Annotated in this window: 18 protein-coding genes; 12 read left to right on the plus strand and 6 right to left on the minus strand. The window is 70.7% G+C overall.

Annotation, left to right across the window (positions count from 1 at the left end; genetic code table 11):
* Positions 1 to 8 precede the first annotated feature (8 nt).
* Both ACLF3G_RS02970 and ACLF3G_RS02975 read right to left on the minus strand, forming a co-directional pair.
* Positions 9 to 443 carry a hypothetical protein gene (locus tag ACLF3G_RS02970; protein WP_430667824.1) on the minus strand — a complete coding sequence of 145 codons (435 nt, stop codon included), beginning with the start codon at positions 441 to 443 and terminating at the stop codon, positions 9 to 11.
* Between the two features lie 41 nt (positions 444 to 484).
* Complete coding sequence (locus tag ACLF3G_RS02975) at positions 485 to 1,405, minus strand: mitochondrial fission ELM1 family protein (protein ID WP_430667825.1); 921 nt, start codon at positions 1,403 to 1,405, stop codon at positions 485 to 487.
* A gap of 61 nt (positions 1,406 to 1,466) precedes the next feature.
* On the opposite strand from ACLF3G_RS02975, the gene ACLF3G_RS02980 reads away from it, so the two are divergent.
* From ACLF3G_RS02980 to ACLF3G_RS03010, 7 genes are read left to right on the plus strand one after another with little or no spacing between them, the layout of a single operon-like run.
* Positions 1,467 to 2,189 carry an orotate phosphoribosyltransferase gene (locus ACLF3G_RS02980; RefSeq protein ID WP_430667826.1) on the plus strand — a complete coding sequence of 241 codons (723 nt, stop codon included), beginning with the start codon at positions 1,467 to 1,469 and terminating at the stop codon, positions 2,187 to 2,189.
* Positions 2,190 to 2,201: 12 nt separating this feature from the next.
* Positions 2,202 to 2,447, plus strand: a complete 246-nt coding sequence (locus ACLF3G_RS02985; RefSeq protein WP_430667827.1) for a hypothetical protein — start codon at positions 2,202 to 2,204, stop codon at positions 2,445 to 2,447.
* Positions 2,444 to 2,650 carry a type II toxin-antitoxin system RelE/ParE family toxin gene (locus tag ACLF3G_RS02990; protein WP_430667828.1) on the plus strand — a complete coding sequence of 69 codons (207 nt, stop codon included), beginning with the start codon at positions 2,444 to 2,446 and terminating at the stop codon, positions 2,648 to 2,650. The genes ACLF3G_RS02985 and ACLF3G_RS02990 overlap by 4 nt, the downstream gene beginning before the upstream one ends.
* A 58-nt stretch (positions 2,651 to 2,708) precedes the next feature.
* On the plus strand, positions 2,709 to 4,367 hold the full coding sequence (locus tag ACLF3G_RS02995) for a peptide ABC transporter substrate-binding protein (protein ID WP_430667829.1): 1,659 nt from the start codon (positions 2,709 to 2,711) through the stop codon (positions 4,365 to 4,367).
* On the plus strand, positions 4,367 to 4,741 hold the full coding sequence (locus tag ACLF3G_RS03000) for a VOC family protein (protein ID WP_430667830.1): 375 nt from the start codon (positions 4,367 to 4,369) through the stop codon (positions 4,739 to 4,741). The genes ACLF3G_RS02995 and ACLF3G_RS03000 overlap by 1 nt, the downstream gene beginning before the upstream one ends.
* Positions 4,738 to 5,670 carry an ABC transporter permease gene (locus ACLF3G_RS03005; RefSeq protein WP_430667831.1) on the plus strand — a complete coding sequence of 311 codons (933 nt, stop codon included), beginning with the start codon at positions 4,738 to 4,740 and terminating at the stop codon, positions 5,668 to 5,670. The genes ACLF3G_RS03000 and ACLF3G_RS03005 overlap by 4 nt, the downstream gene beginning before the upstream one ends.
* Positions 5,667 to 6,482, plus strand: coding sequence for an ABC transporter permease (locus ACLF3G_RS03010; protein WP_430667832.1), 816 nt, complete (start codon positions 5,667 to 5,669; stop codon positions 6,480 to 6,482). The genes ACLF3G_RS03005 and ACLF3G_RS03010 overlap by 4 nt, the downstream gene beginning before the upstream one ends.
* On the opposite strand, the gene ACLF3G_RS03015 is transcribed toward ACLF3G_RS03010, so the two are convergent.
* Entirely contained in the window at positions 6,471 to 8,777 is a 2,307-nt protein-coding gene (locus ACLF3G_RS03015) for a molybdopterin-dependent oxidoreductase (protein ID WP_430667833.1), read from the minus strand. The two genes, ACLF3G_RS03010 and ACLF3G_RS03015, sit on opposite strands and share 12 nt — an antisense overlap.
* Before the next feature lie 123 nt (positions 8,778 to 8,900).
* Here ACLF3G_RS03015 and ACLF3G_RS03020 point away from each other — a divergent pair, with 123 nt between their 5' ends.
* Both ACLF3G_RS03020 and ACLF3G_RS03025 read left to right on the plus strand, forming a co-directional pair.
* Positions 8,901 to 10,298, plus strand: a complete 1,398-nt coding sequence (locus ACLF3G_RS03020) for an aspartate aminotransferase family protein (RefSeq protein ID WP_430667834.1) — start codon at positions 8,901 to 8,903, stop codon at positions 10,296 to 10,298.
* Positions 10,299 to 10,300: 2 nt separating this feature from the next.
* The gene (locus ACLF3G_RS03025) at positions 10,301 to 10,678 is read left to right on the plus strand and encodes a hypothetical protein (protein WP_430667835.1); all 378 of its coding nucleotides are present in this window, start codon (positions 10,301 to 10,303) and stop codon (positions 10,676 to 10,678) included.
* A 9-nt stretch (positions 10,679 to 10,687) separates the two neighbouring features.
* On the opposite strand, the gene ACLF3G_RS03030 is transcribed toward ACLF3G_RS03025, so the two are convergent.
* Positions 10,688 to 11,647 carry a polyprenyl synthetase family protein gene (locus tag ACLF3G_RS03030; protein ID WP_430668135.1) on the minus strand — a complete coding sequence of 320 codons (960 nt, stop codon included), beginning with the start codon at positions 11,645 to 11,647 and terminating at the stop codon, positions 10,688 to 10,690.
* A 184-nt stretch (positions 11,648 to 11,831) separates the two neighbouring features.
* Here ACLF3G_RS03030 and ACLF3G_RS03035 point away from each other — a divergent pair, with 184 nt between their 5' ends.
* Both ACLF3G_RS03035 and ACLF3G_RS03040 read left to right on the plus strand, forming a co-directional pair.
* Complete coding sequence (locus tag ACLF3G_RS03035; RefSeq protein ID WP_430667836.1) at positions 11,832 to 12,050, plus strand: DUF2007 domain-containing protein; 219 nt, start codon at positions 11,832 to 11,834, stop codon at positions 12,048 to 12,050.
* Positions 12,037 to 12,765 carry a tRNA1(Val) (adenine(37)-N6)-methyltransferase gene (locus tag ACLF3G_RS03040; protein WP_430667837.1) on the plus strand — a complete coding sequence of 243 codons (729 nt, stop codon included), beginning with the start codon at positions 12,037 to 12,039 and terminating at the stop codon, positions 12,763 to 12,765. Before ACLF3G_RS03035 ends, ACLF3G_RS03040 begins: the two co-directional genes overlap by 14 nt.
* Here ACLF3G_RS03040 and ACLF3G_RS03045 read toward each other — a convergent pair.
* Positions 12,762 to 13,046: a hypothetical protein gene (locus ACLF3G_RS03045; protein ID WP_430667838.1), complete on the minus strand. Its 285-nt coding sequence runs from the start codon at positions 13,044 to 13,046 to the stop codon at positions 12,762 to 12,764. The two genes, ACLF3G_RS03040 and ACLF3G_RS03045, sit on opposite strands and share 4 nt — an antisense overlap.
* Positions 13,047 to 13,181: 135 nt before the next feature.
* Positions 13,182 to 13,856, minus strand: a complete 675-nt coding sequence (locus ACLF3G_RS03050; RefSeq protein WP_430667839.1) for an SCO family protein — start codon at positions 13,854 to 13,856, stop codon at positions 13,182 to 13,184.
* Between the two features lie 115 nt (positions 13,857 to 13,971).
* Between ACLF3G_RS03050 and ACLF3G_RS03055 the strand changes: the two genes are divergently transcribed.
* The gene (locus ACLF3G_RS03055; RefSeq protein ID WP_430667840.1) at positions 13,972 to 14,697 is read left to right on the plus strand and encodes a DUF2270 domain-containing protein; all 726 of its coding nucleotides are present in this window, start codon (positions 13,972 to 13,974) and stop codon (positions 14,695 to 14,697) included.
* Positions 14,698 to 14,774: the final 77 nt, after the last annotated feature.

Genomic DNA, 14,774 nt, shown 5'->3' on the forward strand with positions numbered 1-14,774 from the left:
GGACCCTGCTACCGCGCCGCGCCGCCGGCAACCCCACGCGCGCGCACTGCGCTCAGCACCGCGACCGCCAGCCCTGCCAGCGCCACCCCCTGCGCCGGCCGCCACCCCGCGTCCAGCCCCAGATTTGCGGCAAGGATCCGGCCGGCCGGCAGGTTGGTGGCGGCGGCGTACCATCCCCACTCGATCGCCGCCGCGCCCAGCCCCGCCACCAGCGCCAGCCCGGCCAGCGCCCAGGGGTCCGCCCGCCACCGCCCCGGCAGCAGCCGCCAGGCCATCAGCCAGACGAAGACGCCGGCCAGCACCACCACGGAGTCCGCCCGCGCCTTCGCCTGCAGGAAGGCATGGAACACCCCGAGCCCCGCCAGCAGGTACACCCCCCGGTGCAGCCGCTTCCACCGCCGCCCGAGCCGACGCTGCCACCCATCCAATGTCGTGCTGCTCATGCCCACCGCTTCGCTGGCTCTGGCCGGCAGGTTTCGCCGGCTCACAGCCACCCCCGCCGCAGAATCTCGCCCGCCACCCGCCCCACCTCATCCAGCGGCGTCCGCACGAAGGGCTCCGGCGCCCGGTCCAGCGGCCGCGCCTGCCCCGCAGCGTACAGGCTTTCATGCAGCGCGAGGTGCCGCCGCCCCTCATCGCCCATCGGCGCGACGAACACCGGCGCCGCCGTTACCAGCGCCTCCGACAGCATGGAGACGCTGTCCCCGCTCACCACCAGCACATCCGCCCAGGCCAGCACTCCGAGATACGGATTGGCACCGGCATCCCCCCAGCGATGCAGCCGGTGCGGCACGCCCGCCAGTGCCGCGCCCAGCGCCGCCGTCGCCGCGGCCCCGGTCCTGCGGCTGGTCGTCGCCAGCACGCTACCGGCGAAGCCCGCCACCCGCGCGCCAAGCCGCGCCGCGACCTCCGGCGCCAGCCCCTCCCCCCGCACCGGCCCGCCCAGCAGCAGGCCGACGCGGGGCGAGGGCAACTCGGCAAGCCCGGTAAACACATCCCGCGCCGCCGCCAGCTTGGCGGGCGTCACCCGATGCGCGGCGCCCAGGATCGCCAGCACCTCCGGCACCCGGGCCGGCGCGTCATGCCGCCCGAGGACGGACAGGTCGAACCGCCCCGCCGCCCGCATGCACTGCACCGTCCGCACCCCGCGCGCGCCGAGCCACCGCACCACCGGCCCGGCCCGCCGCCCGGCGGAGATCACCAGGCGCGGCCATGGCGGCACGAACGCCCCGCGCGCCTGCGGCGTCAGCCCCGCCAGGGTCGGGAACGGCAACGGCAGCCGCGCCAGCGCGCCCCACTCCAGCGCGACGACGCGATGCGCCACCGGCAGGCGCTCCGCGATGCCGAGCGCCTGTGCCGCCGTCCCGGCGCGCGGGTCCACCAGTACCCAGACGGGCTCCGTCATGGACGAACCCGCGGGACATGGTTACGAACGGACGACACGCCGAGTTCAGGAATTCGCAAAGATGGCCATCCCGCACGCCTCCGACTGGGACCGCGACGCCGCGCTGACGACCGCGCGCATCCTGCTCGAGATCAAGGCGGTGAACTTCCGACCGGAGGAGCCCTACACCTTCACCAGCGGCTGGAAGAGCCCGGTCTACATCGATTGCCGCAAGATCATCTCCTTCCCCCGTGCCCGCAACCAGATCTGCGAGCTGGCGGTGCAGAAGATCGGCCGGCACATCGGCTACGAGTCGATCGACGTGGTGGTGGGCGGCGAGACCGCCGGCATTCCCTTTGGCGCCTGGATCGCCGACCGCATGATGGCGCCGATGGCCTATGTGCGGAAGAAGCCCAAGGGCTTCGGCCGCAACGCGCAGATCGAGGGCGAGGTGCCGGTCGGCCAGCGCACGCTGCTGGTGGAAGACCTGACCACCGACGGCGCCAGCAAGATCCGCTTCGCCAACGCGCTGCGGGAGGCCGGGACCATCTGCGACCACACCTTCGTGGTATTCTACTATGGCGTCTTCCCCGGCAGCTTCGAGCAGATGAAGGCCATGGGCCTCAACCTGCACCACCTGGCCACCTGGTGGGACGTGCTGGAAGTCTGCCGCGAGCGCCCATATTTCTCGGAGGCCGCGCTGAAGGAAGTGCGCAAGTTCCTGGAGGACCCGGTTGGCTGGTCCGGCGCGCATGGCGGCATCGGGTCGCTCGCGGAGGCGAAGCCGAAGGACGGCAGCGAGTGACGGGAGGATCGGATGGCGCATTCCAGCGTGGAACTGCCCGAGGACCAGGCCGCACGTCTCCAGCACCTCGCCACCTTCCGCGCCACCACGGCAGAGGCGCTGTTGGCCGAGGTGGCGCGCAGCCTGGTTGCCGATGCCGATGCGCTGGAGTCATGGCTCGGTGAAGGCGAGGCGCAGGCCGTTGCCGGGCGGACCGTACCCTTCGAGCAGGTGATGGCCGACCTGGACGACATCATCGCGCGCGCGCGGACCGCTTGAAGCGACTGCGCGTCACGCTGCTGGCGCGGCGCGACCTCGCGGAAGCCATCGAGGACATCGCCCGCGACAACCGGGAAAGCGCGATGAGGCTCCGCAACCGCCTGCCCGATGCCGGGCAGCGACTGGCCGCCTTCCCAGGCATGGGCCGTTCCAATGAGCGCGGCCGCCGGCTCTTCGCGGTGCCGGCACATCTTTCCTGTTGATTTACCCTGTGGAGGATGACGACCTCATCATCCTGCGCGTCTGGCATGGAGCCCGCCAATGGCCGCCCGCTGGCTGACCCTCGCTCTCCTCGCCCTCGCCGCCCCGGCGCAGGCCCAGCCGGCGCGCGACGTGCTGACCATCGGCATCACGCAGTACCCGGCGACCTTCCACCCAAACATCGAGAGCATGGCGGCCAAATCCTATGTCGGCGGCTTCACCCGGCGGCCGCTGACGGCGCGGGATGCCGACTGGAACCTGACCTGCCTTGGCTGCGTCACGGTGCCGAGCCTGGAGAACGGGCTCGCCACGCGGGAACAGACGCCGGACGGCAAGGCCGGCATCCGCGTCACCTGGGAGCTGCGGGAGGGCTGGGCCTGGGGGGATGGCACGCCGGTGACGGCGGAGGATCTGCTGTTCGCCTGGCAGGCCGGGCGCGACTTCTCCACCGGGTTCGGCGGCAGCGAATTCTATCGCCGCGCCTATGAGGCGATCGTGGAAGGCCCGCGCCGCATCACGCTGCGCTTCGACCAGGTGACCTTCGAATACGGCAGCAGCGGCGATTGGGTGCCGCTTCCCGCGCATATCGAGCGCGCGCGCTGGGAAGCCGAACCGCGTAGCTACCGCACCCGCAGCGCCTACGAGACCGAGACCACCAACCCCGGCCTGTGGAACGGCCCCTACCGGGTTTCCGCCACCACACCCGGCTCCGGCGTAACGCTGGAGCGCAACGCGCATTGGGGCGGCACCGCCCCCGCGTTCCGCCGGATCAATATCCGCACGGTGGAGAACACGGCGGCGCTGGAGGCACAGCTTCTGGCCGGGCAGATCGACATGGTGGCGGGGGAACTCGGCCTGCCGCTGGAACAGGTCACGGCGCTGGAACGCCGGGCGCGCAACCGCTTCCGCTTTGAATACAAGCCGGGCCTGATCTACGAGCATCTCGACCTGATGCTGGACAATCCGATCCTCGCCGATCGCCGCGTGCGCCAGGCGCTGGTGCTCGGCACCGACCGCGCACAGATCGTGGCGCGGCTGTTCGAGGGACGGCAGACCGTGGCGCACACCACGGTCAACCCGCTGGACGGGATGCATGACGATGCGGTGCGCCAGTGGCCGTTCGATGCAGCGCGGGCCGGCGCGCTGCTGGCCGAGGCCGGCTGGACGCCCGGCCCCGACGGCATCCGCCGCAATGCGGCCGGCGACCGCTTGGCCATCGAGTTGATGACCACCGCCGGCAACCGGTCCCGCGAGCAGGTGCAGCAGGTGTTGCAGGGCATGTGGCGGCCGCTGGGCATCGAGACGCGCATCCGCAACGAGCCACCGCGGGTGTTCTTCGGCGAAACCGTCTCCCGCCGCCGCTTCACCGGCGCCGCGCTGTTCGCCTGGATCAGCAGTCCGGAGAACGTGCCGCGCACGACGTTGCATTCGGACGAGATCCCGACCGCCGCGCGCAACTTCTCCGGCCAGAACTACACCGGCTTCCGCAACGCGGAAATGGATGCGCTGCTGGAAGCGTTGCCGATCGAGCTGGATGTAGAGCGCCGCCGCGTGCTGTGGCACCGCCTGCAGGCGATCTATGCGGAGGAGCTGCCGGCGATCCCGCTGTGGTTCCGATCCGACGCGCATGTCTGGCCGATCTGGCTGGAGGGGGTGCGGCCAACCGGGCACCTCAATGCGTCCTCCAACTGGGTCGAGCAGTGGCGGGTGGTGCGCTGATGCTCGATCATGTCTCCATCGCCGTGGTGGATTTGCCGCGCGCCGCGCGGTTCTACGATGCGGTGATGGCGGCGCTCGGCCAGCCCTGCGTGTGGCGGGAGGAGCGCGCCATCGGCTACGGGCTGCGCGACGCCGGCAGCTACCTGACCATCCGCGCCGGCGCCACGGCGGCGGATGCGGCCTGCCACTGGGCGTTCCGGGCGAAGGGGCGCGGGGCGGTGCGGGACTTCCATGCGGCGGGGCTGGCGTCGGGTGGCACGGATGACGGCGCGCCCGGGCTGCGGCCGATCTACCACCCGCACTACTACGCGGCCTTCCTGCGCGACCCGGACGGCAACCGCATCGAGGCGGTGTTCCACGGTCCGGAGGCGTGATCCGGCTGCTGGCCGGGCGGCTTGTGCAGATCGCGGTGACGCTGACGGTGCTGTCCTTTGCCATGTTCCTGTTGATCGGGCTGATGCCGGGCGACCCGATTGACCTCGCCATCGCCGGCGACCCGCGGCTGAATGCGGAGGATGCGGCGCGGCTGCGGGCTCTGCACGGGTTGGACCAGCCGTTGCTGACCCGGTACCTCGCCTGGGCCGGCGCCTTGATGCAGGGCGAGTTCGGCTATTCGCGGCTGTTCGCGCAGCCGGTGGCGCAGATCATCGGGCCGGCGCTGGGCTCCACGCTGGTGCTGCTGGGGGCGGCGGTGGTGGTCTCGGCGGTGGTCGGGCTCGGGCTCGGGGCGCTGGCGGCGATGAAGCCGCGATTTGCGCCGGTTGCCGATGCCATCGCCATCCTGGGGCAGTCGGCGCCGAGCTTCTGGTTGGGCATCCTGCTGATCATCGTCTTCGCCGTGATGCTGGGCTGGCTGCCGGCGGGCGGGACTCCGGAGCCTGGCGCGGTGGAGGCGCTGCGCTTCCTGGTCCTGCCGGTGGCAACGCTGGCGGTGGCGAACCTTGCGGCCTATGCGCGGCACAGCGCGGCGGAGCTTTCGGCGGTGCTGCAATCGCCCTGGATCACCGCGGCGCGGGCGCGCGGGGCGGGGGAGATGCGGCTGCTGCTGCGGCATGCGGCGCCAAATGCGGCGGTGCCGATCCTGCAGGTGGCGGCACTGGATGCCGGCAGCCTGGTCGGCGGGGCACTGATCACGGAGACGCTGTTCGCACGGCCGGGCATGGGCAAGCTGATCTATGACGCGGTGATGGGGAACGACACCAACCTGGCGCTGGTGGCGCTGCTGCTGGTGGCGCTGGTGACCATGCTGGCGACGCTGGCGGCGGATATCGGGCAGCGGGCGATCGACCCGAGGTTGGCGTGAGGCTGGCGATCGGGGCGCTGCTGTTGGGCACGCTGGCGCTGGCGGCGGCGGCGGCGCCGTGGGTTGCGGGGTGGCTCGGGCTGGATGGGGTGGCGCCGGATCTGTTCAACCGCTTCGCCCCGGCCTCGGCGGACCATCCGCTGGGGACGGATGACCTGGGGCGGGACGTGCTGGTGCGGCTGCTGGAGGGGGCGCGGGTGTCGCTGGCGGTGGGCGTCGCGACCGCGGTGGCTGCAACCGTGATCGGCACCGGCATCGGGCTGCTGGCGGCTTGGCGCGGTGGGTTGGTGGATGCGGTGCTGATGCGGCTGGCGGACGGCATGCTGGCGCTGCCGGCACTGCCGGTGCTGGTGGTGCTGGCCGCCGCCGACACGGGGCGGATCGGGCTGCCGCGCGGCGAGGCCGCCTCCGACATCGTGCGCATCGTCGCCATCCTGTCGGTGTTCGGCTGGGTCGGCGTGGCGCGGCTTTCGCGGGCGGCGGCGCTATCGGTGCTGGCGCGGGACTATGTGCGGGCGGCGCGGGCGCTCGGCGGCTCCGAGGCGCGTGTGCTGTGGCGGCATGTGGCGCCGAACATCGCGGGGCCGGTGTCGGTGGCGGCGGCGCTGACCGTGGCGGGGGCGATCCTGGCAGAGAGCACGCTGAGCTTCCTCGGGCTTGGCATCGCGCCGCCGGCGGCGAGCTGGGGGAACATGCTCGCCAATGCGCAGGATCTGGTCTTCAGCGCGCCCTGGGTCGCGGTGTGGCCGGGGCTCGCCATATTGGCGGCGGTCGCCGGCTGCACCTTGGTAGCCGATGGCCTAAGGCGATGACGCGCCGGCCGGCGGGGCGTGAACGGTGACGGGCGGCGCCTCGCCCTGCCAAGCCTCGATCTGCACCAGGCATGATTGCGCGGCGGAGCCCTGCCCGAGGCGGGAGGTGCCGACATCCGAGGTCAGCACGTTGGGGTTGCCGTGCAGGCAGGTGCTGTCGGTGGCGCCGGGCCGCGCCGGATTCCACCAGGCGCCGGTGGCCATGGCGACGACGCCGGGGCGGATGTCCTCGGTCACGCGCAGGCCAGCGGCGACGGCGCCGCGGTCGTTGAAGACGCGGATCACCTGGCCATCCACCAGGCCGCGGGCGGCGGCGTCGGCAGGGTTCATGCGCAGCTTCTCGCGGCCCTGGATCTTGTCGTCGGCGGCGACGCGGCCGGTGTCGAGCTGGCCGTGCAGGCGTGTCGCCGGCTGGAAGGACAGCATGTGCAGCGGATATTTCCGGGCGAGGGCACTGCCGAGGAACTCGGTCGGCTCGCGCCAGACGGCATGGCCGGGGGTCTCGGCGTAGCCGAAGCCGGCGATGGTTTCGGAGAAGATCTCGACCTTGCCGGAGGGCGTGTTCAGCGGGTTCGCGGCCGGGTCGGCGGCGAAGTCGGCGAACTGGACGTAGTCCGTGGCGGGCGGCGGGATCTCGACATGGCCAGCTTCCCAGAACGTCGCGAAATCCGGAACTTGGATGTCCTGCGCGGCGCAGGCCTGGCGCCAGCGGCCATACAGGTGCTGCAGCCAGGCGGATTCGTCGCGCTGTTCGGTGAAGGCTGCACGGAAGCCGGCGGCGTCGGCGAGGTCGGCCAGGATGTCGACGTCGTTGCGGGCCTGCCCAACCGGCGCGATAGCCTGATGCATGGCGCGGACGAAGCGGTCACGGGACGCGCTGCCGATGTCGTTGCGCTCGAGGCTCGTCGTCGCCGGCAGCACGATGTCGGCGTGGCGGGCGACCGCGGTCCACCACGGCTCCTGCACCACGACGGTGTCGGCGCGGCACCACGCCCGGAGCAGGCGGCCGAGGTCCTGGTGGTGGTGGAAGGGGTTGCCGCCGGCCCACCAGATCATGCGGATGTCGGGCAGCAGCAGGTCGCGGCCGTTGTATTGCAGGATCTCGCCAGGACGCTCCAGCAGCTCCGTCACCCGGGCGACCGGGATATAGGCGCCGCAGGGGTTACGGACGGAGGGGCCGGCGACGGAGGGCACCTCGTGCCGCGGCGTGCCCATGCCGTTCATGCTGCCATAGCCGAAGGCGATCCCCTGCCCCGGGCTGCCGATGCCCCCCAGCATGGCGGCGAAGGCGACCAGCGCCCACCAGGGCTGCTCGCCGTGTTCCGCGCGCTGGATGGACCAGGTGGCGGTGCACATGGTGGGGGCGGCCGCGGCCTCGAGCGCGAGGCGGCGGATCGTACCGGCCGGAACATCGGTCAGCGCGGCCGCCCAATCGGGGGTCTTGGCGACGCCATCGGCCTTCCCCAGGACGTAGTCGCGGAAGTGGTCGTAACCGACGGTGCAGCGGGACAGGAAGGCCGTATCCTCCTGCCCGGACTCGATCAGCACATGCGCCATGGCGAACATCATCGCCGCGTCGGTGTTCGGCCGGATCGGCACCCATTCGGCGCCGAGGAAGTCGCCGACGTCGCCCTTGAAGGGAGAGATGTTGACGAAGCGGACACCGGCGGCGGCGGCCTGCCGCATCAGCGGCACGTATTCATGCGCGCCGCCGCCGCCCGAGGTCACCAGCCCGTTCTTCAGCGGCAGGCCGCCGAAGCAGAGCATCAGCTTCGTGTGGCGCGCGATGCTAAGCCAGTCCGTCACCCGCCCCTGGATGACCTCGTTGGTGCCCAGGATGTGCGGCATCAGGGTCATGCCGGCGCCGTAGGAATAGTTCGTCACCTGGCTGGTGAAGCCACCGCCCAGGCCGAGGAAGCGATGGAGCTGCGTGCGGGCGTGGTGGTAGCGGCCCGCGGAGGACCAGCCATAGCTGCCGCCGAGGATGGCGGGCGCGCCATGTTCCGCGCGGATGCGGGCGGTTTCCTCGGCGACCAGGCGGATCGCCTCGTCCCACTTCAGCGGGATGAAGCTGTCGCCGCCGCGGGAAAAGCCGCGCCGTTCGCCACGCAGCCAGCCGGCGCGGGCATAGGGCCGGTCGATACGCGCGGCACTGTGAACAGCGTCCGGCATCGAGGCGAGCAGCGTCCCGGGAAAGGAATCGCGGGCGAAGGGGCGGGCCTCGGTAAGGCGGCCATTCTCGACCACCGCCTCGAAGGCGCCCCAGTGGGAGGAATGTGGCTTGATCTCGGTCATCGGACGAACCCCTTCGGGCGCAATCTGACGCCGCCGGTCGGGCGCGACAACCTCGATCGCGTGGCTTACAGGCGGCGCAAAAGGGGCTAGGCTTCGCCCACCCTGCATTCCGAAGGAAGCGCCATGACCCCGCCGCGCAATTCGAACGCCGCACGCGATATCGCGAATGTGCTGCACCCCTATACCGACCACCGCGCCCATGCCGTGAACGGCCCGCTGGTGATCGCGCGCGGCGAGGGCGTGCGGGTGTGGGACGACCAGGGCAAGGAATACATCGAGGCGGTGGCCGGGCTGTGGTGCGCCTCGCTCGGCTTCGACAACAAGCGGCTGGCGGAAGCTGCCTACACGCAGATGAAGAAGCTGCCCTTCTACCATTCCTTCACGGCGAAGTCGCACGAGCCGCTGATCGACCTGTCGGAGATGCTGATCGAGCGCGCGCCCTGCCCGATGAGCAAGGTGTTCTACGCGAACAGCGGGTCGGAGGCGAACGACACCGCGCTGAAGATGATCTGGTACTACAACAACGCGGTCGGGCGGCCGGAGAAGAAGAAGGTCATCTCCCGCCTCAAGGCCTATCACGGCATCACCATCGCGGCCGGGTCGCTGACCGGGCTGCCGGTGAACCACAAGATGTTCGACCTGCCGGTCTCCGATCGCTTCATCCATGTCTCGACGCCGCACCACTACCATGGCGCCAAGCCGGGCGAATCCGAGGAAGACTTCGCCACGCGGCTGGCGGCGGAGCTGGAGGAAACGATCGTGCGGGAGGGGCCTGAGACGGTGGCGGCCTTCTTTGCCGAGCCGGTGATGGGGGCGGGCGGCGTGATGGTGCCGCCGGCCACCTACTTCGACAAGATCCAGGCGGTGCTACGGCGCCACGACGTGCTGTTCGTCGCCGACGAGGTGATCTGCGGCTTCGGGCGCACCGGCAACTACTGGGGCTGCCAGACCTACGACATCACGCCGGACATCATCACCTGCGCCAAGGCGCTGAGCGCATCGTTCCTGCCGATCTCGGCCATCATCATCAACGACCGCATCTTCCAGGGCCTGGCGGACGGATCGCAGACCATCGGCACCTGGGGACACGGCTTCACCTATTCCGGCCATCCGGTCGCCGCCGCGGTCGCGCTGGAGACGCTGAAGATCTACGACGAGCTGGACATCGTGAGCCATGTCCGCACCGCCGGGGACCACATGCAGAAGGTGCTGCGCGAGCGCTTCGAGGGCCATCCGCTGGTGGGCGAAGTGCGCGGCATCGGCATGGTCGCGGCGATCGAGCTGGTCGCGGACAAGGCGAACCACAAGAACTTCGAGGCCTCCGCCAAGGTCGGACCGCGCCTGGCAAAGGCTGGCGAGCAGGAGGGCGTGATCCTGCGCGGGTTGGCGAACGACACCATCGCGTTCTCGCCGCCGCTGATCATGAACGTCGACGAGATTGACCAGATGGTGGAGCGCACGGCGAAGGCGCTGGACAATGTCGCGGTGCAGCTGCGGCGGGAGAGCCTGACAGTCGTCTGACCATGTCGCTGATGGTGCTGGTCGCCGGTCCCTACCGCTCGGGGACCGGGGATGACCCGGAGCTGATCGCAGCGAATGTGCATGCGATGGAACATGCCGCGCTGGCGCTCTGGCAGGCAGGGCACCTGCCGGTGCTGGGCGAGTGGTTCGCGCTGCCGCTGATCGCCAGCGCCGGGTCACGGGCGCGCGGCGATGCCGTGTGGGACGGTATCTTCCATCCGGTGGCGGAGAAGGTTGCGGCACGCTGCGACGGTTGCCTGCGGATCGGCGGCGCCTCCGCCGGCGCGGACCTGATGGTGTCGCTGTTTACCGCGAATGGGCGCCCGGTCTGGCACAGGCCGGAGGATTTGCCGCCGGCCGCACCCCTGATCCGGGCATGACCCGGCGGCTCAGCGCGCGCGGCTGATGCAGAACTCGACGATGCCGGCGAGCGCGCGGCGTTCGCGGCATTCGGGGAAGATGGACAGGGCTTCGAGCGACGCCTCGCCATAGTGGCGGGCGCGTTCGACCGTGTCGGCGAAGCCGCGGTGCTTCTGCATCAGGGCGATGGCCTGCGGCAGGTCGGCTTCGGTCTGGTCGCGGTCTTCCAGGGTGCGACGCCAGAAGGCGCGCTCGGACTCATCGCCGCGTTGGAAGGCGAGCAGGACGGGCAGCGTGATCTTGCCCTCGCGGAAGTCGTCGCCAACCGTCTTGCCGAGGGCTTCCTGTTCGGCGGAATAGTCGAGCGCATCGTCGATGAGCTGGAACGCGACACCGAGGTTATGACCATAGGCGCGCAGCGCCACCTGCTGCGCCACGCCGCAATCGGCGACGATGGCGCCGACCTCGGTCGCGGCGGCGAACAGGGCGGCGGTCTTGCCCTCGATGACGGCGAGGTACTGCGCTTCCGTCGTCGCGGTGTCGTTCTGCGTGATGAGCTGCAGGACCTCACCCTCCGCGATGGTGGCAGACGCGGTGGCGAGGATGCCGAGCACTTCGAGTGAGCCGTCCTCGACCATCAGCTGAAACGCGCGGGCGAACAGGAAATCGCCGACCAGCACGCTGGGCTTGTTGCCGAACAGCGCATTGGCGCTGGCCTGGCCGCGACGTAGGGCGCTTTCGTCAACGACATCGTCATGCAGCAGCGTCGCGGTATGGATGAACTCGACGCAGGCGGCCAACGCCACGTGGCGCTGGCCCTCGCGGTAGCCGGCGAGCTTCGCGGCGGCCAGCGTCAGCAGCGGGCGCAGGCGCTTGCCACCGGCGGCGACGATGTGGGCAGCGAGCTGCGGGATCAGCGCCACGGGGCTCTGCATGCGCTCGACGATCAGCCGGTTGCAGGATTCGAGGTCGCGCTGCACCAGGGCCATCAGGGTGGCGAGGGCGTCCTCGCCCCGGATCGCCTCCGGTGCATCATCGGTGCTGGGCGCGACAGGCAGATCCACGCGGTATTGACCTCGGTTCGTTGCCGGGCAACTTAGCTACGCCCCCCCCAAGGGGCAAGGCTGCCGCCCCTCCGGGGCGGGGACAAGCTAAGCGGACGGGAACGCCAGAATGCGGGTGCTGCTGGCGACGACGAACCCAATCCGCCTCTCCTTCCTCATGGCCCTGCTGCGCGACGCTGGCTACGCGCCGGTGGTGCTCGATGGGCATGTCAGCGCCATCGAGGGGGGCATCGGAATCTTCCCGCGACGGCTCGCGGTGCCCGAGGACCAGGCATCGGGGGCGAGGCGATTGCTGGCCGAGGCCGGGGAGTCGGATGGACTCGCCTGACCTGACCGAGGATCAGCTGCTGGGCGGCCGGGTGCGGCTGCTGCAGCGACGGGACGGGCTGCGCGCCGGCCATGACGCGGTGCTGCTGGCCGCCGCGGTGCCGGCGCGGCCGGGCGATGTGGTGCTGGAAGCCGGGTGCGGCAGCGGCGCGGTGTTCCTGTGCCTGCTGGCCAGGGTTCCCGGGATTATTGTGGTGGCGGTGGAGCGCGATGCCGCGCTGGCCGCGCTGGCGCGCGAGAATGCGGCCCGGAACGGACTCGCGGCGGTTGTGACGGTGCTGAAGGGCGATGTGGCTGATCCGGCGCTGCGGACGGCCCTGCCCCGTGTCACGCACGCCTTCGCCAACCCGCCCTACTGGCCGGCGGGAACGCCGCCGCCAGGGGCGTTGCGCGCCGGGGCGACGCATGCGGATGAGGTACCGCTGGCGGCATGGACAGGGTTCATGACGGCCGGGCTGGCGCATCGGGGCAGCGTGACGCTGGTGCTGCCGGCCGCCCGATTCGCGGATGGGGTGAGTGCCTTGGCAAGTGCCGGCTGCGGCAGCCTGGCATTGCTACCGCTATGGCCGCGCAGGGACGTTGCAGCCAAGCGGGTGCTGCTGGCGGGGCGTCGCGGCGGGCGCGGCCCGGCGCGGGTGCTGCCGGGGCTGGTGCTGCATGGGGAGGGCGCGGCCGCCGATCCGGTGCTGCGGGATGCGGCGGCGCTGCCGCTCTAGCTTTCGTTCGCCTCCGGGTGGCGCAGCAGCCACAGGCGTTCATGCGCCGCGACCAGGCTTTCCATGTTCTTGCGGCGGTTGACGTCGGGCGCCACCGGCCGGCGCGTCAGCATCATCTCCAGGATCCGCAGCAACTCCTCCGCCACCTCGAAGTCGCCCTGGTCGCAGGCGTGGTGGAAAGCGATCAGGATCTTGTCGGACAGCCGCCTGGTATGGCGGGGCGGGTTCGACGACGCGATTCGGGCATCGCGGCCGGACGGCTCCCGTTCCTCGTCGGACATGCGGAATGCGGCTCCATAGTTCGGCACCGGGTGCCGGTGCAGTGGGTGGACATTAGCCAGTGTTAGACCCGGCCGGAACCCTCCGCGACGCTGACGCCGGTCGCGGAGAGGTCAAAGTCGAGCAAGCCGGCTTGATCAGACCGGGCGAAGATGCGCGCGGACCGACTGGGCGATGGCCTCGGGCGTGGTTTCCGGCCGGAACAGGGTGCGGACGCGGCCATCCGGACCGACCAGGTAGATGAAGGAGGAGTGATCCATCAGGTAGGCCGACATTTCGGGCCGCTGGGCCTTGGCATAATAGACGCGATAGGCGCGGGCGGCGGCGGCGACCTGTTCCGGCGAACCGGTCAGGCCGACCATGCGGGGGTGAAAGCGGCTGACATAGTCGGCCAGTGCTTCCGGCGTGTCCCGCTCCGGGTCGATGGTGATGAGCATGGGCGTCACCTGGGCGCCCTGTTCCTCCAGCGCGTCGATGGCGGTGGCGATGGTGCCGAGTTCGGTCGGGCAGACATCGGGGCAATAGGTGAAGCCGAAATAGACCAGCAGGAAGCGGCCGGCGAAATCGGCCTCCGTCACCGGCTTGCCGGACTGGTCCACCAGGCTGAATGGGCCGCCGAGCGCGAGGCCCTGCGGCAGTTGCACGCCGCCGGCCGAAGGCGCGGGCATGTCGGCGCCGACAAAGCTGCCGATGCGGCGGAGGAAGGCATCCGCGATTCCCTCATCCGGGTCACGGCCGAGCCAGGCGGCGGTCCAGAGGCCGCCGAGGAACAGCAGGAGGATCAGGGCGAGGACACGAATCGCGACGAGCATGGCATGGGAGATAGGCGCGGCGGGCGGCGGCGTCCACGGGACAGGCGCTGCACAACTGCCGGGGCCGGTGCTTCGTTAGCAGCTTCAGGTCAGCCGCGGCGGCACGGAGGTCGGGATGGACAGGCAGCGTGATGAGGAACCCGCGGAAAGCGGCCTGCGGCTTCCGCCCAGCCCGGTGCTGCCGGTGACGCCGGGGGAGACGATCACCGTGCTGGTGCATTTCCACCGCGCGGAGATCGGGCGGATGACCGGATGGCGGGACCGGATCGACCTGACCTCCAACTGGGCGATCACGGTGGTGGCGGGCATGTTGTCCGTGTCCCTGTCCACGCCGGCGGCGCATCACGGCGTGCTGCTGTTCGCCATGGTGCTGGTCATGCTGCTGTTGTCGATCGAGGCGCGGCGCTACCGGTTCTTCGACGTCTACCGGACCCGGGTGCGGCGGCTGGAGCGGCACTACTACGCGCAGGTCTTCGCGCCGCGACCGGATGTCGACGCGGATTGGGCCGAACGCATGGCCGCCGACCTGCGCGAGCCGCGCTTCCTGATCTCAAGGCGCACCGCAATGTCGCGGCGGCTGCGGCGGAACTACTTCTGGATGTTCCTGGTGCTGCTGGCCGCGTGGGTGCTGAAGATTTCCTCCTCCTGGCTGTTGCAGGATTCGGTGCCGGTGGATCCGGCCCGGCCGGGGCCGGACCTGGTGCAGAACCTGGCGTTGGGGCCGGTGCCGGGGTGGCTGGTGCTGGCGGGGGTGGCCACGTTCTATGGCTGGGTGATCTACGCGACGTTCCGACCAAGGCCCAAGCTGGGGGAATTGGCGCATGGGGATGTGCATGTTTGAGGGCGGAGGGTTGCGCGGCCTCCCCCCTCACCCCGACGGGGCACTGCACCGGCGCTCTCCCCCCTGAAATGGGGGGA

Origin of the sequence: Falsiroseomonas sp. HC035, from assembly GCF_050563525.1 — a bacterium.
GTDB lineage: Bacteria > Pseudomonadota > Alphaproteobacteria > Acetobacterales > Acetobacteraceae > Falsiroseomonas.